Genomic DNA, 17,965 nt, shown 5'->3' with positions numbered 1-17,965 from the left:
TATCGAGTTACGAAATCGCGATCAACCTGACCATCGCCTGCCCCCAGCGACGCGATCACATATCGTCACCGCTTCACGGACTTTGCGCCAGATCCCGTTGTCGCGAACATAATCATCTCCTTTGCTTCTTTGTCGGGACATGGCGGGCTGATCGTCAGAGGCCGTCGGCGGCTTGCCGATCTTCTTGATACAGGCGTCCCTCGCTACCTCGTACGCGTCCTGCCGGTCGCCGAAGTCGATTTTTCCGGCCTCTTTCGGAAGCTCGAAGCCCTGGTCGCTCAGGCACGACCGGAACTTGACCTCCCATTCGGTGTACTTCTGGTCGGCCGTACCGGCGTAATCGGAACTAGACGCGGAAGCCGACGAGTTGTTCGCTGTGCCACTCGACTCGTTGGCGTTGCCGCAACCGGCCAGCAGGCCCGCGAGGCAGGCGAAGGCCGCGAGTGCGACGCGAGTACGAGGGAGGTGAAGTGTGCTCGGCATGGTCTTCTTTCGTGGCTATGGCCGCCCTGCGATCGGACGGAGCGGGTGGGCAGAGCACATGGAAAGCTCCGCTCCGAGAGGTCGGTACGCCGCGGTAGCGCACGTCAGCCACCATGAGCGGTGCGAGTGTCCGCGCTGCCGCGGTGGCGTATCCGCGGCCGCTTGGATACGTATCGGGTGTGTGTCAGCCCTCGGCCGCGGATCGCTCAGCTCTCAGCAGTCTCGTGGGGAGCATCAGACAGGGATCAGCCCCCGGAGCTTGTATCGCCCCGCAGGTGAAGCGTGGCGATCGCGCCGCCGTCCGGAGCGTTGGCGAAGGCGAGCCCGGCGCCGATCACCTGGGCCTGGCCAAGGGCGATGATCAGGCCCAGGCCGTGACCCTGGCCGCGTTCGGCGGCACCGGTGCGGAAGCGCTGTGGTCCGTCTGCCAGCAGCTCGTCGGGGAATCCGGGGCCGTGGTCGCGTACGGCGATCGCCGTGCCGTTCACGGTGACCTCGACCGGAGAGCGTCCGTGGTAGTGGGCGTTGGCGACCAGGTTGGCGATGATCCGGTCGAGGCGGCGCGAATCGGTGTCGGCGACTGGATCGCCAGTCACCGTTAGCTGGACCTCCAATCCCGTCCGGCCTACGGACTCCTCGACGACCCGGCCCAGCGGCACCAGAGCGCTATCGGCCCGCTCCACGCCCGCGTCGAGGCGGGAGATCTCCAGCAGGTCCTCCACCAGCGTCCGCAGCACCCGCACCCGACCTCTGACCAGCTCGGTTGCCTCGCTCTCCGGGAGCAGTTCGGCCGAGATGACCAGGCCCATCAGCGGGGTGCGCAGCTCATGGGCGACATTGGCGGTGAAGCGCTGTTCACTGAGCAGCCGGTCCCGCAAACTGTCGGCCATCAAGTCGACGGTGGCCGAGATATCGGTGATCTCGTCGCCGCCCCGGCCGCCCACCATGCTCCGGGCATCCAGGTCGCCTCCCGCGATACGCCGCGCGGTCCGGGCCACCCTCCTCAGCCGCCGGTTGGGCAACTCTGCGCCCAACGCGGCCAGGGGCACGACAACGGCGAGCACGGCCAGAGAGGCCATCACGATGTGCCGGTCCAGGGCCCGCAGACTGCGTATCTCGGGCCCCATGTCAATCTTCACGGCCAGCGCCTGGCCACCGACTGACTGCACCGCCCACATCCAGGGAATGTCCGGCCGGCGGTCGTCGTACCAGGTGATGTACTGCCCGGTGCCCCTGGCCTGCTGGAGCAGTACGGGCGGAATCTCGGCGGGATCCGCATGAGCCGGCGCCGTACCTGTGCGCCGGTAGTCGTCCACCGCGGCCAGCAGTTCGCTGAAACCCCGGTCCCTGCCCAGGCTCATGGAACGCTCAAAGGTGCTCTGGTGGACCAGAACCCCGACGGCCAGCGCGACCGAGCAGGACGCCATGGCCACCAGCGCGGCGATCTTCCAGCGTAGCGACCTCCAGTTCAGCAGCCCACGTGCCGTCCGGGCGATGGCGGGTCCCACCTCAGCGCCGCAGCTTGTAGCCGAAGCCTCGGACCGTCTCGATACGGTCGGGGCCGATCTTCTTGCGTAGCCGCTGCACACACAGGTCGACGACGCGGCTGTCCCCGTCCCAGCCGTAGTCCCAGACGTTGCGCAGCAGTGTCTGCCGGTCCAGCACGACCCCCGGATTCGCCGCGAACTCCAGCAGCAAGCGCAACTCGGTGGGGGCCAGCGCGACCGGTTCACCGGCCCGGTGTACTTCCAGACCTTGTGGATCGATGGACAGGTCCCCGAAGACCAAATCGGTGCCACCGCCGGGAGCAGGCTCAGGAGTGCGCTCAGGGCCTGGGACGAAGGAGGCTCGGCGCAGCAGGGAACGGATCCTGGCCACCAGTACGGAGGTGTCGACCGGCTTGACGACGTAGTCATCGGCTCCCGCCTCCAGACCCGACACCACGTCCAGGGCGTCACCACGCGCGGACATCATCAGGATCGGATCCATGCTGGACTCCCTGATCTTCCGGCACAGCCCGATGCCGTCCAGCCCCGGCAGCATCACGTCCAGCAGCAGCACGTCGTGCCGCTGCTCCCTGAACAGTTCGAGGCCGGTCAGACCGTCGCCCGCCGTGCTCACGCGATAGCCGTAGCGCTCCAGCGCCATCTGGACCGTCCTGCGGATCACCTCGTCGTCCTCAACGAGCAGCACGGTGACAGTGGTCGACGGTCTGCTACCGACATCCGAAACCAACATTGCTCCCCGAATACGGTTGATAATTAATAAAAGACAATATTAAGGACTCTCTTTGTGGGAGTACGAAGACATCGTCGGCCCCTCCGGCGATCGGTGCACCGGGAAAGCATGTATCGGTCGCGCCGCGCGATGCCGTGTCCATGTTGTCGATGCCGGGCCTCCACGACGCCTCAGCTGTGTATCAGCCGTGAATCAATGCGCGCCGGTCCGCCGTTTACGGCGGTCATCGCGATCGTGGCGGCTGTCACACCCAATGACTTCTGAAGCTGGGCGATTCGCGGCTGGGCGCTGATACACACCCCATACGCGTCCAAGCGGCGGCCGATACGCGACCGCGACAGCATGGACACCTGTACCGCGCAGGGTGGCTGACCATGCCCAATACACTCCGCTTCCCTCGTACTCATCTCGCACTGGCGGCCTTCTCTATGCGTTTTCGTTCCCTTCTCGTCGTTCCTATGGTGCTGGCCGCGCTGGCGGCGACCGCGACTCCGTCGTTTGCCCTGCGCGGCGGCGTCGAGTCGGTGCAGCCGTACTCGTTCATGGGCTCGTTACAGCGCGCCGAATCCCCGCGCGCGGACGGCCACGTCTGCGGAGTCACACTGATCGCGCCGCAGTGGGTGGTCACCGCGAGCCACTGCGCCCGCACGCCCAATCAGGCTCAGGTCGGCACCCCTCGGGGCTGGCGGGTGCGCATCGGCTCCCTGAGCGTGACCTCTGGCGGTGAACTGGCCGAGGTCGACAAGTTCTATCGGTACTCCACCGAGGTCTACGGCAAGGATCTCGCGCTGCTGCACCTGCGCACCCCGGTTCGGGCGAAGCCGGCACGGATCGCGCCGGCCACGCCGGCCGACCAAACCGTAACCCGCATCATCGGCTGGGGCGTGACCTGTGACCAGCACGCGCCGAAGTGCTATCCGGACCGCCTGCGCGAGGCCGACACCGTGGTGCAGCCTGACCGGGAATGTGAAGTGAGCGGTATCACCGCGGCGCGTGAGCTGTGCGTAGGCAGCCCGGACGGAAGCATCTCGGCCACCAACATGGATTCCGGTGGCCCGGCGCTGGTCCGCCGCGGTGGCAGCTGGCTGCTGGCCGGGGCGGTCAGCGGCAGCAACGGCGACGACACACCGACCGTTTACAGCGACGTGTCGGTCTATCGGAAGTGGATCCGGGACATCGTCACGGGCATCGCAGTTCCGCCGGAACCGCACATGCCCTCTCTAGAGGGTGCAGTGCAGTTCGGTGGCTGTTCCGGCGCCGTGGTTCGCACCGTGACCGCCCGGGCGAAGGATCCGGCCCTGCTCCTCACCAACGGCCACTGCGTCCGGGACACCCGCCTTGCGCCGGGGTCGGCGCTGGTCGATCAGCCGGCCGCCCAGCCGGTCACGATCACCGACCGCGAGGGCTACCCCAAGGTCGAGGCCAGGACGACCCGGCTGGTCTACGCCACCATGACCAGCACCGACGTCGCCCTGTACCGCCTGGACCGGACCTACGCGGAGCTGGCCGCCGCCGGCGCCAAGGTCTTCGACCTCACCACGACCCCGGCCGCGGCCGGCGACCGGGTGGACCTGTTGTCCGGCAACTGGGGCCGCCGCTGGAGCTGCGCGGTGAAGGCCGTGGTGCCGGGGCTGCGTGAGGGCGGGTACGTGCAGGAGAACGCCCTGAGGTACACTAGCGCCTGCGAACCAGGGCACGGCGCCTCGGGGTCACCGCTGATCGCCCCGGACGGGCGAACCGTGGTCGGGCTCCACAACACGAGCAACGACGACGGGAAGAGCTGCACGGAGAACAACCCATGTGAAGTCGACGCGGCTGGCCAGGTGACGGTGCGCAAGGGCGCCCGTTACGGTCAGCAGGTCGCGGCCGTGCCCGCCTGCCTGGCGCCCGGCTCAGTGCTGGACCTGTCCCTTCCGAGCTGCACGCTGCCCCCGGCCCAGCCGTCTGACGGACGGAGCAAATGAAAGCCGGGTAGTGCCGACCCTCGCTTTGTACAAGATCGAAAGGCCACTTCCTGATCATGGAAAGTGGCCTTTGAGCTGGAGTGGAGCCTAGGAGATTCGAACTTTCAGCTACGGCCCGTGCTGCTGGAGGGCGCAGAGGCCATGGACGGCATCTTCCCGACACAAGAAGAGGCTTAGTTACTCACTTAGTCACGCACCCCCGCTAGCGATCATTAGCGGGGGTGCGTTTGTGCTGGTGGAGCCTAGGAGATTCGAACTCCTGACTTCCTGCTTGCAAAACGGTCTAATCTTCAGGCGAAACGGCAGCCACCTGGCCGACAGGCATCCCGCGAGTGACCGGGAGTGCCCCCTGTTGACCGCCCTTAATGGCCCGCTAATGGCCCGCGCGATCACGCCTCGACGTGCCTCCTCGCGCGGCCCGCATGCTTGGTGTCCAGCAGGTCGGGCTACGGGACAAAGCCATAGACTTTCGATCGCCCCGACCGCCTACGGCAACTGGCCACAGATGGGCGATAGGGCGAGGCATCAACCGCCGACGGTTTTACAGCGCGTGACCGTTACGAACGGCAAAAGGCCTTTCACCTGCACCGCAGCCATATCTCGTTGCCTCAAGTATCATGATCATTGCACGTATATGGTACGGCGGCCTTTGAGGCAGATGCCGAGGGCTCGAACTGGACCTTGGGAGAGACCTTAGCCACCGATCCAGCAGTAGATCATCTGATCTTCCTTCTGTGCCCGCTGAGCAAGATCGCGCAGCTCTGTAAGGACCTCCAGGAGGAACCCATCGGCGGGCGGGAAATCGGTGAACTCCTCGATCTGTACCCAGCCCTCAGCGAGCTGCCCCAACCTGCTGTCCGAGATGTCGGCGAGCGTGTCGCGCACGTCTACTGAGAGCTCTTCGATTCCCGCTCCTTCCTTGTAGGGAGAGTCCTCCGGAAGAGCCTCCCACTCCTCAACCGTCGCCGGAGCGCCCTCGGACGGCGGATAGACAGTGATCGTCTGCACCAAGCCCAAGCTGTACGGAGTCTCCCTGGCGAGCGCTATGAGCTTCCCGAGGATCACGATGGGATCGATCCCCTTGGCGTCCACCGCGTCAAAAGACGGTACGCTGGCCATGGGCTTCTCCACGGCACGGGGACTGTCGGGCGTCTCCGCGGCGGCCTGCCTGTTCGCCGCCCGGTAATAGTCGTAGAAGACCCCCACCTCAACCCTCCAGTCTTGATCGCCTTGCTTCTATGCTCGCGCCAGATTAGGGGATCGCACGTGTGTGCGAAAGACGTCTGGCACCGCCAGCAACTGTCCTGCCTGAGCATCCCGTCGCCGTCGTCCCGCCCGTCAGGGAAGCGGGCCAAGGGCCTGGGGTGAAGGTGGAGCCCCCAACTGGAGGAACGACCTTCGCCCCAGGCCCTTGGCCTGCTTGGCTTGTCCTGGGGCGATGGCGGCGGGATGATCTGGCTTCCACCCTGGCCGCCTACGGACCTCAGCCTTGCGCCTGGCGATCATCCTGGAGCCTGAGGCCCCCGCCGGAGGCATGGGTGTTGTTGTGGCTGCGGAACTCCGCCAGTCGTTCGGCGATGTCCTCGTCGTCGTGGAGGTATTGCTCGTCGGGGCCGTCGCGGAGGTCGATGCCGAAGAGGTACGTCAGTGCCTGCCAAACGAGTTCGTCGTCCACGTCGGGGTTGTCTGCGGTGACCCATTGGGCGGCCCAGCGGTCGGCTTGGTCGCGGGTGATGGTGCCGTTGAGGATGCCGGTGAACTGGGCTTCGATCTCGGCATGGCTGGGTGCTGCGGGCATGGAGTCAGGGTTTCATGCGTTCTGGTGCGGCCCGAGTGGCGGGCGCGCGCGAGAACGGCCCCCAGGCCGCACGCGCAGCGTGCGGCCTGCAAGCTCGGGCCGCGCGCGGCGGCGCGTGCGCCGCCGCCTTGATCCATATAAGAACAACTCGGCAATGCAACAGGATGGCACCGTGTAGGCGGTTGATTGACGCTGGATCGGCAGGAAACTCGTTTAGGTCGTGTCCTCAATGGCATGCTTAGCTGATTCGATGAAAGTGCTGTTGCATATGTCAAGCATGTTGTCAATGCGAGAGTTGCCTAACATGGCACTTTGGGTCTCGCTGTCTTTCTGATGCGTGCAGCAGAGGCTATCGTCCATTCGTGGCGAGGAAGAGATCTGGAGCGCTGGGGAAGTACTGGGGTTACCTGCTCTTTGTGATCGTGATCACGGCATGGCTCACGCAGGCCCTAGGTCCTGTAGGTCTGATCGCGCTCTCGGCGTTGACGGCGCTTTTCTTTCTTTTTCGAGCGCCTGTTTGGTGCGGGGCTGTCACTCGTGAGGGCGACTTCTGCAGGAAGAACGCTCGCGGCCTGCTGATGGGCTGCTCTTATCAGCAGCACAAATGGCAGAAACTCAAGCTGGCTGTGGTACCGCCCAAGTGGCGGCAGCTCAACAAGGGGCTCTGGGTTGGCCCGGAGAAGTCTGTCGCGACTATTGCCGCGTTGGGTAGCGGCCTGTCCGCGGTCGCGGCGGTCATCACCCTAATCTTCAAGCTGGACTAGCTGGGACGAAACTCCGTGGTAGAACCCTCCATGTGGAGGATAGGCGCGATCGGCTTCGGGCGTTGGGAGAGCTGCTGCGGCGGCTACGGAGGGGCGCCGGCCTGACGGGTAAGGAGTTGGCCTCGCGGGCTGGGGTGGCTCAGCCGACGATCTCCCGGATTGAGACGGGACGGCTCTTGCCGGTGCCCGAGACGGTAGAGCGCCTGGTGATTGCGCTTGATCTCGACGAGGCGGCACGGGGTGAGTTGGATGCCTTGTTGGTGAGGCTGCGGGATGAGGTGTCGCGGCTGAAGGGCGGGCTCGTCGGGCGTGAGGCTGCCAATGCAGCTCGGGTGCGGGCCGCTCGCCGGGTGGTGTCGTTTCAGTCAGCGATGATCCCGGCTCTGTTGCAGACGGCCGAGTACGCACGGCTGGCGCTGACCATTGGGCGGGCCGTGGATGAGGACGACGCGGCCAGGGCTGCGGCGGTGCGGGTGGAATCCCAGGCCGTGCTGTTCGATCCAAGACGAGAGTTCGCCTTCGTGCTGACAGAGGGGGCCGTGCGGACGTGGCCTGGATCGCCGTCGTTAATGATCGCGCAGATTGACCGGCTGATGCAGGTAGCGACACTCTCACAGGTACGGCTCGGTGTGGTGCCGTGGTCGGTGGAAACGCCTGGCTTTCCGCTCCATGGGTTCACACTCTTCGATGGGGCCACGAGCGTCGTCGAGAGCCTCACTGGTGACGTGACCTCGGCTGAACCGGGGGAGGTCACGGCACACGAGGAGATCTTCGAGACGTTCCAGCGCGCGGCTGTGTACGGCGACAAGCTGCGTCGGCTGCTGGACGGCATCTCAGACGACTATCGGGAGCTGGCAACCCGAACTTGAGAAGTGGCGCATTTATGCGTCGAATAACTTGAGTAGTCTCCAGGTTGACTCATACGCTGGCGGCATCGGTGTATAGCCCCCTAGACATCCGGAGCAGCCCATGTCGCCCTGGCGCATGTCTCGTCACTTCCTCGGCGCCAAACCCTCGGTCACTGAAGCACGTCGCTTCGTTACCACGTTCCTGAAGGGCTGGCCGCTGGTCGGTGACGCCGAGTTGATCGTAAGCGAGTTGGCCACGAACGCGATCCGCCACTCGGCGAGTGGCCGGTTTGGGGGCCGCTTCGTCGTCACCATCCAGGTCGCCGCCGATCGATTGTGGCTCGGCGTGCTCGACGAAGGGGGACCTCGGGCGCCCAAGATCTTTCGGAGGAACGGAGAGGTCGAGACCGGTCGTGGACTGCTGATCGTGTCCGAGATCGCCGCCGATTGGGGCGTCTTCGGCGACGAGCAAGGTCGCACGGTATGGGCCGTGCTCGACCTGGAGGAGTCGTCATGCCGGTAGCCTGCATCGCTCCGCATGTGCCCCTCCTGCCTGTGGCCAACTACAAGCGGCTCGTCTGGTTGCCCGCCCGGCACGACCCTCGTACCCGCGTGGTCGCGTGGACCTGCGACTGTGCCACTGCAGCCGTGTTTTACGAGCTGTGCGAATCGGGCGGTTTGACCTTCATTCGGCGCGTCATCCAAGGTGGAGACGAGCCGGTAGCCGAGACTTATCGGGTACTGCACAGAGAAGGCCGCGACATGTGGGCGGCTCTGCTGTCCGGGCAAGCACGATGAGCCCGCGCGGAGTGCCCAATCGGCGCTCAGCCATCAAGGCAGTTCACCCAAAAACGGGCAAATTGCTTAAATCTATCCCGTCTAGGGGGATAGACGGCATTCCGTATAGGGGCCTAGACTCTGCGGGAGACAGCAAGGGAGAGACGATGCCGCAGAGCGAAGTTGAGCGCATCGCCAACATAGAAGACCCGTTCCTCCTCTTGAGGACCGCCACCGAGCGCCTGAACGCCGCCCAGCAGGAGGTTACTGAACTATCCCGGCTACGCCGCCGCGTGATCCAAGACCTCCACGCGCAAGGCATGTCGTACGCCCAAATCGCCAAAGAGGCCGGTCTGACCAGGGGTCGTATCCACCAGATCCGCCACACCGGCCCTGCGCCTGAGGGCGCGTTCCTGGGAAGGGGCACGATCACGCTCGCCCTTCCTCTGAAGAGGGAAGCTCTCAACGCGCGCCCCGTGGTGGCCATGGAAGACGTGACGGCCGCCAAACGCCTGGAAGACCTCGCCCGCGGGTTCGACCTCCCCTTTGAACTTGAACACATCCCCCTCGATGGCACGATCGACCTGAACCGGCCGAACCTCATCGTGCTTTGTGGCCCTCGAATCTCGCCCGTAATGGGTGCCTTGTATGAGTCGGACCCGGTCTTGGAGTGGGTCAAGGACGGCGCCTGGACGCTCCGCGACAGCCGTACCGGTGACACCTACCGCTCAGGCTCGGACTCCGACCCTCAACGGCCAGTCGATTACGCCTATCTGGGACGGCTCAGCCGACCAGACGGCAACGGCAACGTCCTGGTGTTCACCGGCATCCACCCCCAAGGGAGCCTTGGCGTGGTGCAGCTCCTCCAGAACGAGATCAACACCCTCTGGGGCCAGGTCGCCGACAGACGATTCTCGACCGTGATCGGCGTGGAGTACGACCCGGATACCGGGGAACCCATCAGGACAGAACTCGCAAGCCCGCTGTATCGCCACGAGGAGGAATAGCCCGGTGCGCGCCACCTTCGCCACCGACCCGGCCCCCGGTCAGGTCAACGAGGATTACGTCGCAGTCGGACCCGAAGCAGCAGTACTTCTCGACGGTGCCGGAACTCCGGCCGGTTCCGAGTCTGGCTGCCTCCACGGTGTCGCCTGGTACGCCCGCACTCTCGGCTCCACCCTTCTTGCCGCCATGACGCAAAGCGCCGGCGCTCTGCCCGACCTGCTGGCCACCGGCATAAAGACCGTCTCATCCCAGCACGACGACACGTGCGACCTGACCCATCCCGGCTCCCCCTCGGCCACGGTCGTCATGCTCCGCCGTACCTCTGAAGATCTCGAATGGCTGGTGCTGGCCGACTCCACGCTCGTTCTGGATGTGGGTACGGCAGAGCCCATCGTGATCACGGATGATCGCGAAGCCCAGATCGGCGCACGCTACCGGACAGAAATGGACGCCCTCGACTCCGGCAGCCCGGAACACAGAGCGGCACTCCGGGACTACGTCGAGACCTTGCGTGGCCACCGCAACCGTGACGGCGGCTTCTGGGTCGCATCAGTGGATCCCTTGGCCGCAGAGCAAGCCCTGATCGGCTCCGTCCCAACAGGCCACGTTCATGCCGCCGCCCTACTCAGTGACGGCGCCTCGCGTCTGGTCGATCGCTTCCACCTGGCGACCTGGCCGCAGGCCCTCGCCGTTCTCGATCAGCACGGCCCTCAAGAGCTGATCAATCGAGTACGGCAGGCCGAGCACGAAGACCCGACCGGTTTCCGCTGGCCACGCGGCAAGATCTGCGACGACGCCACCGTGGCCTACTGCGTCGGCTGAAACAAATTTGGACGAGTCGCGTTTACCCCCCTAGACAGTTGAGCAGACTCTCTGTACCTTCGATTGCATAGCCCCCTAGACAGCATCACGAGCGGGACTGCCGCAACTGTCTAGGGGGGTCTACAGAGGAGTCACGATGGCAATTCAAGGACCCATCCCCGTCAGCTTCGACCAGGTGTTCCCGGCTGGCTGCTACGCCGTGGGCGAGGTCGAGCCGGTACGCGACTTCGACGCCTCCAGCAGCGGGCGGGAGGTTCAGGCGCGCGACAAGCTGTCCGGTGAGCTGGTCTGGCAGATCGCGGTCATGGACGCCGACCCGACCGTCAAGGCGTCTCAGAAGACGGTCGCGGTCAAGGTCATCTCCCAGGTACAGCCGATCCCCCCGGCGGCGATGTCCGGCCTGCCGTTCACGCCGGTCGAGTTCGACGGCATGACCGTCACCCCGTACGTCAACCAGCAGGGACGGCTGGCGTACTCGATCAAGGCGCGCGAGATGCGCGCACCCCGCACCACCAGCAAACACGCGACCACCAAGGAGGCGGCAGCCTGATGAGCACCCGACACAAGCGACCCACCAGCGTGATCAACCTCAACACCTCAGCCGGTGCCCGCGCCGAACACCGTCCCTACCGGCTGCGCACGCCGGTGCTCATGCTCGACTTCGGCGCTACCTCGGTGCTGGTCACCACCTCGGCGACCAACCGGGTCACGGCGGCCGACGTGGAGTTCGCCCGTCAGCTCGCCGAGCAGGCGGCGGGCTTCGCTGCCACGGTGGAGCGCATGTTCCGTGGCCTTCCGGCCGGAGCGGCGGTGACCAAGTGAGCAGCCGCGACCCCTATACCTATGTCTCCATGGCCATGTACGGCACGGACCGACCGCAGCTCCACGTCTCGTTCCACACGCCGGACCTGCGCGTGAGCACGCTGGTCCAGAAGGTGCGGCCGGTGCTGTGCCTGGAGACCGACGAGGCGGACCTGATGATCTCCACCACCGGTGGCGGGCCGGTCACCGACCAGGACGTGAGGCTCGCCCGACAGATCGTCGATGCCGCCGCTCATTACCTGGCCGACTGCGAACGCCGGTACGCCGAGCAGTCGGCCCCCGACCAGGCCACCACCGACCAGACGGCGGCCTAACACTCACGTAAGGCGGGGCCGCCAGAAGCGCCAACTTCCGGCGGCCCCTCGGTTCTCCCCTGACACCACATCACGAGAGGCATCAAGCATATGTTCCGCAAGCTCCCCGGTGACGAGGCGCGCAACCTCGTCACCACCACCCCGGACACGGCCGTAGTGTTCCGCCCGGCCGTCATCACCACGCCAGCCATCGTCACCATCGTCATCTTCGCCTGGCGCGCCCTTGCCGGGCTGGTGCGGCTGACCTGGCGGCACCCCATCGCCCTCGTCGTCATGGCCGTGCCCGTCACGCTGTGCTGGCTGTACGGCTGGCGTGTCGCTCTGCTGCTGTCCACTCCCGTCCCTACGGGGCTCCTCGCCTGGATACTGATCGATCGCGTCTCCTTCGTCCGGCTCATCGGCAGGCGGCTGCTGGCCTGGTGGCGGCTCATCTGGGTCTACCGGCGGCACTGGCAACCGGTGATGATCGTCTCCGGGCTCGGCAAGCACCTGCGCGGCCGTGACTACCTGCCCCGGCTCGGCAAGGTGACTTGCACAGCCTGGGCGGATCAGGTCATCGTGCGCATGCTGAAGGGGCAGGCGGTCAAGGACTGGGCCGACCGCATCGAACTCCTGGCGCACGGCTTCGGCGCTCCCTCCTGCCGCGTCTCGGTCGTCAAGGCCGGTCGGCTGGTGCTGACCTTCCCCCGGCGGGATCCCCTGGCCGTCCCCCTGCCAGCGGTCCCGATCCCAGACGCTCCGACTGTGGGGCCGGTCGAGATCGGCATCCAAGAGGACGGCGCGCCCTGGCTGCTCAACGTGCACGGCACGCACGAGCTGGTGGCCGGTGCGACCGGAGCGGGCAAGGGCTCGATCATCTGGTCCACGATTCGCGCCCTGCTTCCGGCCGTGCGGGCGGGCCTGGTCGAGCTCTGGGCGCTCGACCCGAAACTAATGGAGCTGTCATTCGGCCGTGCCCTGTTCGGCCCCCGCTACGCCGCCACCCCGGAAGAGTGCGCCGAACTGCTGGAGCAGGCCGTCAAGGTCATGCAGGAGCGGGCCGCGCGCTTCGGCGGACACCAACGCTCGCACACGCCCACGGTCGAGGATCCGTTCATCCTGGTCATCGTCGACGAGGTCGCTTTCCTGACCGCCTACCAGGCCGACAGAGACCTGAAGCGGCGCGTCTCCGCTGCCCTGGCCACGCTCACCACCCAAGGACGCGCGGTCGGCGTCGGCGTCATGGCAGCGCTCCAGGACCCCCGCAAGGAGGTCATGACGATCCGCAACCTGTTCCCCGACAAGATCGCCCTCCGGCTCGATGAGTCCGAACAGGTGGACATGGTCCTCGGCGACGGCGCACGCGACCGGGGCGCACTGGCCGACCAGATCTCCCCGAACCCCCTCCTGGGGGCGGGCGTCGGCTACGTCCGGCTGGAAACCTCACCGGATCCGGTCAGGGTGCGCGCGGCCTACGTCTCCGACGCCGACATCCGCGCCATGGTCAGGGAGTTCACCCCAGCGGGCGGTGAGGCTCAATGACTGGCCTGGCGCACTTCCTGGACGGGCTGCGCTGCTCGACCTGCAAGACGCTCAACATGCTCTGGCTCGACCCGGCTCGCGCGCTGGTCGAGTGCCGCGAGTGCGGACAGTCGGCGCTCGTCTTCCCCGAGATCGGCGAAGGACAGGAGGAGGCTCGATGACGGAAGCGGAGCAGCCGGCGGCTGGAGCGACCGACCGTGCCACGCCCCGGGCCGTCCGGATGGCGCAACCCCTGGCGCGGGAAGTGGCCGAACAGGTCGCCATCCAACACGGCGTCTGCATCCGGCCCATCGCGCTCAAGCGGCTCGACACCCATACGGGAGTGTGGGAGATCGTGGATGTGCCATGCGGCGCCACCCTGGAGACGGCATGCCCGCCGTGCGCCAGGCGCAACCGGCACCTGCGGATGGCCCAGTGCCGAGAGGGCTGGCACCTGGAGGCCGAACCGATCATCACGCCAGACGAGCCGACCGATGAGCAGCGCTGGTTGATCGAGTTCCGCGCCGACATGCAAGCCCAGCGCGATCACGCTGAGCAGGCGGGCCAGGACACGACCGACCTGGACGCGATCATCACCGGTCTGGATGCGGAGATCAACGCCGCTGGGATGCGCGGCAACGTGCTGGCCGGTGGCGTGCCCAAGCGCAACCGCTCGACCCGGCGGCGGCAGGATGCCCCGGACCTGCCCAAGCGCAAGATGACGGCAACGACGCTGGGGCGCACGTTCACCAGCTCGGACGGCAAGGTCTACCGGCCCTCGCTGTTCGTCACGCTCACCCTGCCGTCCTACGGGAAGATCAAGGACGGGGTGCCGGTCGATCCTGAGACGTACGACTACGCGCGGGCGGCTCGGGATGCGCTGCACTTCTCCAAGCTGGTGGACCGGTTCGTGCAGAACCTCCGCCGCGTGGCGGGCTACGACGTGCAGTACTTCGCCAGCGTCGAGCCTCAGAAGCGGCTCGCGCCGCACCTGCACATGGCCGTCCGGGGCACCCTGCCACGTGCAAAGATCAAGCAGATAGCGGCGGCCACCTACCACCAAGTGTGGTGGCCATCGGCTGATCAGGTGCTCTTCGAGGGCGATCACCTGCCGGTCTGGGAGAACGGCATCGGCTACCTCGACCCCGGTACGGGGCAAGTGCTGCCCACCTGGGATCAGGCGCTCGACCAGCTCGACGCCGACCCGGCGGCCGAACCGCTGCATGTGGTGCGCTTCGGGGACCAGGTGGACGTTCAGGGCGTGCTGGCGGGTACCCCGGACGCTGACCAGTGCATTCGCTATCTCTCGAAGTACCTGACCAAGTCTCTCGGCGAAGAGCTCGACCCGAACGACCAGGCGTCTCGGGATCACGCGGCGCGTCTGGTCGAGGCGCTGCGATGGGAGCCGTGCTCGCCGACGTGCGCGAACTGGCTGCGCTACGGCATCCAACCCAAGCAGGCCAAGCCGGGTATGACGCCCGGCCGGTGCCGGGGAAAGGCGCACAAGCCCGATCACCTCGGCTACGCCGGACGGCGCGTCCTGGTCTCCCGCAAGTGGTCGAACAAGACCCTGGCCGAACACAAGCAGGACCGCCGTACCTGGGTCCTGGAAGCCCTCGGACAGGCCGACCAACCGACAGACCCACACCGCTACATCTGGCGGCCCATCCCTGCCGGAGACGCCAACGTGCCGCCCCTCGCCGTACGCCTCCTGCGCTCCGTGGCCGAACGCCAACGCTGGCGAGCCCACCTCAGAGAGCTGGAGGCCAGAGCAAGCGGACAAGATCTTTCGGCAATTCCGCAGGCCGCGTGAAGGAGGGAGATGCATGGATCAGCTACTGACCGTCGAAGAAGCAGCAGATGCGCTGCACACCTCGGTGCGCTTCGTCCGTCGCCTGATCGCCGAACGCCGGATCGAGTTCGTAAAGGTCGGACGCCATGTCCGCATCCGAGAGTCCGTACTGATCGCCTTCGTCGTCGCCGGAACCGTCACGCCGATAACGACCGACACCATCAAGGGGAGGGCTGCCTGATGGCCAACAAAGACGGACACCGACGTTTCGGCAATATCCGCAAGCGCGAGTCGGGGCGATTTCAGATCCGTTACCCGGGGCCGGACGGGCGTCTGCGAACCGGGGCGACCACCTATGCCACCAGGACCGAGGCAGACCGCGCGCTCACGATCATCGAAGCCCAGATGATCGCAGGCGACTGGACGGATCCCGACCGTGGGAAGGTCCGGTTGGGCGACTACGCGCGAGCTTGGATCAAGGAGCGTCCCGGCCTGCGTCACAAGACCATCGAGAACTACACATGGCTGCTGGACCGGCACATCATGCCGACCCTTGGCGATGTCCAAGTCGGCAAGATCACAACACAGATGATCCGCGCATGGCGGTTCGAACGCCTGGAGCAGGGCGCGTCGGTCTCGACGGTTGCCAAGGCGTACCGGTTCCTGCGGGCCGTTTTGATGACCGCGGCAGAAGAGGACAAGTTGATCAGCCGAAACCCGTGCCGGATCAAGGGCGCCGACAACGAACACACGCCCGAGCGTCCCGTGATCACGGTGTCTCAGGTGTTCGAGCTCGCCGACCGGATGGCGGACAGGCGGTTTCGAGCACTGATCCTTCTGGCGACATTCGCAAGCCTGCGGTGGGGCGAGGTGATCGCACTGCGACGGCATGACCTCGACCTGGCGGCGCGCACGGTCCAGGTCCGGGAACAGCTCATCGAACTGGACGGCGGTGAGATGCGCCTGTGCCCGGTCAAGTCCAAGGCCGGCCGCCGTACGATCGGCATCCCTGCCGCGATCATCCCCGCCCTCAGCGAACATCTTGCGTCCTATGTAGGTCCCGAAGAGGACGCGTTCCTGTTCCTCGGGAAGAACGGCGGGTTCCTGCGCGGGAGCAACTTCCGGCGTGCCGCGAAGTGGGGAGATGCGCTGAAGGAGATGGGGCTCACGGGGCTGCACTTTCACGATCTTCGCCACACGGGGAACACGCTGGCCGCGCAGTCAGGGGCGAGCCTGGCTGACCTCAAGGCGCGGATGGGGCACGACAGCGATCGGGCCGCGCTCATCTACCAGCATGCGACCAAGGATGCTGACCAGCGGATCGCGGACGCTCTTAGCGCGCGAGTGGAGGCGGAGAGGAAGGATCGCCACCCTGATGGCTAATGGCCCGTTAATGGCCCGAGCACCCCGCCACAAGATCGGTGGCGGGGTGTTTTGGCTGGTGGAGCCTAGGAGATTCGAACTCCTGACTTCCTGCTTGCAAAGCAGGCGCTCTGCCAACTGAGCTAAGGCCCCTTCGACGAAGATAGCTTACCGGGCAGACGAGGCTACCTGCGTCGTACCAAGGTCATCGCTCAACACCAAACTCGGGAAGTCCGCGATCGAGTCGAGGATGTGGGTGGCGCCGCCCTTGAGGAGGCGTTCGCGGCTGTGGACGCCGGTCATCACCCCCGCCACGATCGACGCGCCCGCGCGCTTGCCGCACAGCATGTCGCTTTCCGAGTCGCCGATGACCGCCACGTGGCGTACGTCCTCCACCCCCAGGCGCAGCACCGCGTGCAGGATCATGTCCGGCCAGGGGCGGCCGCGGCCGCCGGCGTCTTCGGGGGAGATGGCGAGGTCGATCTTGTCGTGCCAGCCGAGCACGCTCAGGACGCGGCTCAGGGTGGTGCGACTGAAGCCGGTGATCAGGGCGAGCTTGATGCCGGTGCCGCGGAGTTTGTCGAGGACCTCCAGGGCTCCGGGCATGGGTGAGAGACCTGCCCGCTCGAGGGCGCCCTCATAGGAGCGCTCGAACGTCAGGTTCGCCGCTTGCGCCTGGGCCTCGTTTCCGGGGAAGATCCCGCGGAAGACATCGATCTTGGGGCAGCCCCGGGACCGGTGCACGTGAACCATGGCACGCGCGTACGCTCCGGTCCCGGGCACTATGCCCTGGGTCGCGATCGCCTCTGCGAAGGCGCGCTCGACCATGGCGATGTCACCGACTGTGGTGCCTGCCAGGTCCAGGCACACCAGCTTTACGGGGACGACGTCACTCATCGCCTCGCCGGTCGGTTAGTTCTCGGTGCCGGTCGCCTCGGTCCAGAGATCGAGCTCTGCGCGGTCGGCCTGCACCTTACGCCAGATCAGCAACCCCCCAAGGGCGATCAGCGCCAGAACAAGCAGCTTCTTCACGGTGTGACCCCACTTCTTCGACGGCCTCACCTGCCGGGGTGAGACCCAACGGTTGACAAGCAGCCTAGCAAGGGATGGCTGCGCTCCCGGTGTTGCGCACGGGCCAGATGTGCGGAATGCGCGGAGAGCGAGTGGTCAACCCCCAGGTTGGGGGCCGATACGCCCGCCCGTCGACGGCCTTCTGGAACCCCTTTCCGTCCGTCATGGGCGCCCGCCTGGGTCCGCCTCTGGTATCCGCTATCTCGGACAACAGCTCGATCATGCCAAATATCGCGCCCGGGCGCGTGGCTCGGCGCGGCCTTGAGACTTCCGCGTGTGTCGTATTCAACTGGTGGCCGTCTCGGTTGCGGCCGAACCTCAGGCGGGAGCCCGCCGTACGACATAGAGAGGCCGTGGTCCCGACCGCATACGCCCTCGGGGTATAGAGTCACGGGGCATACGAAG

Annotated in this window: 21 protein-coding genes and 1 tRNA gene; 14 read left to right on the top strand and 8 right to left on the bottom strand. The window is 66.1% G+C overall.

The window, feature by feature from the left end:
• Positions 1–21: 21 nt before the first annotated feature.
• The 3 genes from ACIBVN_RS46195 to cseB all read right to left on the bottom strand — a co-directional run bounded on the left by ACIBVN_RS46195 (position 22) and on the right by cseB (position 2,721).
• Entirely contained in the window at positions 22–483 is a 462-nt protein-coding gene (locus tag ACIBVN_RS46195) for a hypothetical protein (protein WP_397146721.1), read from the bottom strand.
• 245 nt (positions 484–728) lie between these two features.
• Positions 729–1,991, bottom strand: coding sequence for an ATP-binding protein (locus ACIBVN_RS46190; protein WP_397146719.1), 1,263 nt, complete (start codon positions 1,989–1,991; stop codon positions 729–731).
• A gap of 1 nt (position 1,992) precedes the next feature.
• On the bottom strand, positions 1,993–2,721 hold the full coding sequence (cseB, locus tag ACIBVN_RS46185; protein ID WP_397146717.1) for a two-component system response regulator CseB: 729 nt from the start codon (positions 2,719–2,721) through the stop codon (positions 1,993–1,995).
• A 458-nt stretch (positions 2,722–3,179) separates the two neighbouring features.
• Between cseB and ACIBVN_RS46180 the strand changes: the two genes are divergently transcribed.
• Positions 3,180–4,685 carry a trypsin-like serine protease gene (locus ACIBVN_RS46180; RefSeq protein ID WP_397146715.1) on the top strand — a complete coding sequence of 502 codons (1,506 nt, stop codon included), beginning with the start codon at positions 3,180–3,182 and terminating at the stop codon, positions 4,683–4,685.
• A 693-nt stretch (positions 4,686–5,378) separates the two neighbouring features.
• Here ACIBVN_RS46180 and ACIBVN_RS46175 read toward each other — a convergent pair.
• The gene (locus ACIBVN_RS46175; RefSeq protein ID WP_397146713.1) at positions 5,379–5,891 is read right to left on the bottom strand and encodes a hypothetical protein; all 513 of its coding nucleotides are present in this window, start codon (positions 5,889–5,891) and stop codon (positions 5,379–5,381) included.
• Between the two features lie 277 nt (positions 5,892–6,168).
• Positions 6,169–6,483, bottom strand: coding sequence for a hypothetical protein (locus tag ACIBVN_RS46170; RefSeq protein ID WP_397146711.1), 315 nt, complete (start codon positions 6,481–6,483; stop codon positions 6,169–6,171).
• A 362-nt stretch (positions 6,484–6,845) separates the two neighbouring features.
• Here ACIBVN_RS46170 and ACIBVN_RS46165 point away from each other — a divergent pair, with 362 nt between their 5' ends.
• The 13 genes from ACIBVN_RS46165 to ACIBVN_RS46105 all read left to right on the top strand — a co-directional run bounded on the left by ACIBVN_RS46165 (position 6,846) and on the right by ACIBVN_RS46105 (position 16,510).
• Entirely contained in the window at positions 6,846–7,247 is a 402-nt protein-coding gene (locus ACIBVN_RS46165; protein ID WP_397146709.1) for a hypothetical protein, read from the top strand.
• A gap of 62 nt (positions 7,248–7,309) precedes the next feature.
• On the top strand, positions 7,310–8,116 hold the full coding sequence (locus ACIBVN_RS46160; RefSeq protein ID WP_397146707.1) for a helix-turn-helix domain-containing protein: 807 nt from the start codon (positions 7,310–7,312) through the stop codon (positions 8,114–8,116).
• Positions 8,117–8,216: 100 nt separating this feature from the next.
• Entirely contained in the window at positions 8,217–8,618 is a 402-nt protein-coding gene (locus ACIBVN_RS46155; RefSeq protein ID WP_397146705.1) for an ATP-binding protein, read from the top strand.
• Positions 8,619–9,039: 421 nt separating this feature from the next.
• Positions 9,040–9,879 (top strand): sigma factor-like helix-turn-helix DNA-binding protein, encoded by an 840-nt coding sequence (locus ACIBVN_RS46150; protein WP_397146703.1) that lies wholly within the window; start codon positions 9,040–9,042, stop codon positions 9,877–9,879.
• A gap of 4 nt (positions 9,880–9,883) precedes the next feature.
• The gene (locus ACIBVN_RS46145; protein ID WP_397146701.1) at positions 9,884–10,699 is read left to right on the top strand and encodes a protein phosphatase 2C domain-containing protein; all 816 of its coding nucleotides are present in this window, start codon (positions 9,884–9,886) and stop codon (positions 10,697–10,699) included.
• A gap of 136 nt (positions 10,700–10,835) precedes the next feature.
• Positions 10,836–11,249: a plasmid replication, integration and excision activator gene (locus ACIBVN_RS46140; protein WP_397146699.1), complete on the top strand. Its 414-nt coding sequence runs from the start codon at positions 10,836–10,838 to the stop codon at positions 11,247–11,249.
• A complete protein-coding gene (locus tag ACIBVN_RS46135) occupies positions 11,249–11,521 on the top strand; it encodes a hypothetical protein (protein ID WP_397146697.1) in 273 nt (90 codons plus the stop codon). Before ACIBVN_RS46140 ends, ACIBVN_RS46135 begins: the two co-directional genes overlap by 1 nt.
• Entirely contained in the window at positions 11,518–11,835 is a 318-nt protein-coding gene (locus ACIBVN_RS46130) for a hypothetical protein (RefSeq protein ID WP_397146695.1), read from the top strand. The genes ACIBVN_RS46135 and ACIBVN_RS46130 overlap by 4 nt, the downstream gene beginning before the upstream one ends.
• Before the next feature lie 90 nt (positions 11,836–11,925).
• The gene (locus tag ACIBVN_RS46125; RefSeq protein WP_397146693.1) at positions 11,926–13,356 is read left to right on the top strand and encodes an FtsK/SpoIIIE domain-containing protein; all 1,431 of its coding nucleotides are present in this window, start codon (positions 11,926–11,928) and stop codon (positions 13,354–13,356) included.
• On the top strand, positions 13,353–13,517 hold the full coding sequence (locus tag ACIBVN_RS46120; protein WP_397146691.1) for a hypothetical protein: 165 nt from the start codon (positions 13,353–13,355) through the stop codon (positions 13,515–13,517). The genes ACIBVN_RS46125 and ACIBVN_RS46120 overlap by 4 nt, the downstream gene beginning before the upstream one ends.
• Positions 13,514–15,148 (top strand): replication initiator, encoded by a 1,635-nt coding sequence (locus tag ACIBVN_RS46115; protein WP_397146689.1) that lies wholly within the window; start codon positions 13,514–13,516, stop codon positions 15,146–15,148. Before ACIBVN_RS46120 ends, ACIBVN_RS46115 begins: the two co-directional genes overlap by 4 nt.
• 13 nt (positions 15,149–15,161) lie before the next feature.
• Positions 15,162–15,368 carry a helix-turn-helix domain-containing protein gene (locus tag ACIBVN_RS46110; RefSeq protein WP_397146687.1) on the top strand — a complete coding sequence of 69 codons (207 nt, stop codon included), beginning with the start codon at positions 15,162–15,164 and terminating at the stop codon, positions 15,366–15,368.
• Positions 15,368–16,510: a tyrosine-type recombinase/integrase gene (locus ACIBVN_RS46105; protein WP_397146685.1), complete on the top strand. Its 1,143-nt coding sequence runs from the start codon at positions 15,368–15,370 to the stop codon at positions 16,508–16,510. The genes ACIBVN_RS46110 and ACIBVN_RS46105 overlap by 1 nt, the downstream gene beginning before the upstream one ends.
• A gap of 56 nt (positions 16,511–16,566) precedes the next feature.
• Here ACIBVN_RS46105 and ACIBVN_RS46100 read toward each other — a convergent pair.
• From ACIBVN_RS46100 to ACIBVN_RS46090, 3 genes are all read right to left on the bottom strand, one after another.
• Positions 16,567–16,642: transfer RNA gene (locus tag ACIBVN_RS46100), tRNA-Ala, on the bottom strand.
• 15 nt (positions 16,643–16,657) lie between these two features.
• Complete coding sequence (locus ACIBVN_RS46095; RefSeq protein ID WP_397146683.1) at positions 16,658–17,386, bottom strand: HAD-IA family hydrolase; 729 nt, start codon at positions 17,384–17,386, stop codon at positions 16,658–16,660.
• Between the two features lie 15 nt (positions 17,387–17,401).
• Positions 17,402–17,521 carry a DLW-39 family protein gene (locus ACIBVN_RS46090; RefSeq protein WP_218154143.1) on the bottom strand — a complete coding sequence of 40 codons (120 nt, stop codon included), beginning with the start codon at positions 17,519–17,521 and terminating at the stop codon, positions 17,402–17,404.
• Positions 17,522–17,965 lie beyond the last annotated feature (444 nt).

Source organism: Nonomuraea sp. NPDC049400, from assembly GCF_044466425.1.
Lineage (GTDB): Bacteria > Actinomycetota > Actinomycetes > Streptosporangiales > Streptosporangiaceae > Nonomuraea.
This window is presented reverse-complemented; position numbering and strand designations above follow the sequence as displayed.

Excerpts from the sequence above, each read along its gene's own strand:
- ACIBVN_RS46195 (WP_397146721.1), bottom strand. The coding sequence starts at position 483 with ATGCCGAGCACACTTCACCTCCCTCGTACTCGCGTCGCACTCGCGGCC.
- cseB (WP_397146717.1), bottom strand. The coding sequence starts at position 2,721 with ATGTTGGTTTCGGATGTCGGTAGCAGACCGTCGACCACTGTCACCGTG.
- ACIBVN_RS46180 (WP_397146715.1), top strand. The coding sequence starts at position 3,180 with ATGGTGCTGGCCGCGCTGGCGGCGACCGCGACTCCGTCGTTTGCCCTG.
- ACIBVN_RS46170 (WP_397146711.1), bottom strand. The coding sequence starts at position 6,483 with ATGCCCGCAGCACCCAGCCATGCCGAGATCGAAGCCCAGTTCACCGGC.
- ACIBVN_RS46155 (WP_397146705.1), top strand. The coding sequence starts at position 8,217 with ATGTCGCCCTGGCGCATGTCTCGTCACTTCCTCGGCGCCAAACCCTCG.
- ACIBVN_RS46150 (WP_397146703.1), top strand. The coding sequence starts at position 9,040 with ATGCCGCAGAGCGAAGTTGAGCGCATCGCCAACATAGAAGACCCGTTC.
- ACIBVN_RS46140 (WP_397146699.1), top strand. The coding sequence starts at position 10,836 with ATGGCAATTCAAGGACCCATCCCCGTCAGCTTCGACCAGGTGTTCCCG.
- ACIBVN_RS46135 (WP_397146697.1), top strand. The coding sequence starts at position 11,249 with ATGAGCACCCGACACAAGCGACCCACCAGCGTGATCAACCTCAACACC.
- ACIBVN_RS46125 (WP_397146693.1), top strand. The coding sequence starts at position 11,926 with ATGTTCCGCAAGCTCCCCGGTGACGAGGCGCGCAACCTCGTCACCACC.
- ACIBVN_RS46120 (WP_397146691.1), top strand. The coding sequence starts at position 13,353 with ATGACTGGCCTGGCGCACTTCCTGGACGGGCTGCGCTGCTCGACCTGC.
- ACIBVN_RS46115 (WP_397146689.1), top strand. The coding sequence starts at position 13,514 with ATGACGGAAGCGGAGCAGCCGGCGGCTGGAGCGACCGACCGTGCCACG.
- ACIBVN_RS46110 (WP_397146687.1), top strand. The coding sequence starts at position 15,162 with ATGGATCAGCTACTGACCGTCGAAGAAGCAGCAGATGCGCTGCACACC.
- ACIBVN_RS46105 (WP_397146685.1), top strand. The coding sequence starts at position 15,368 with ATGGCCAACAAAGACGGACACCGACGTTTCGGCAATATCCGCAAGCGC.
- ACIBVN_RS46095 (WP_397146683.1), bottom strand. The coding sequence starts at position 17,386 with ATGAGTGACGTCGTCCCCGTAAAGCTGGTGTGCCTGGACCTGGCAGGC.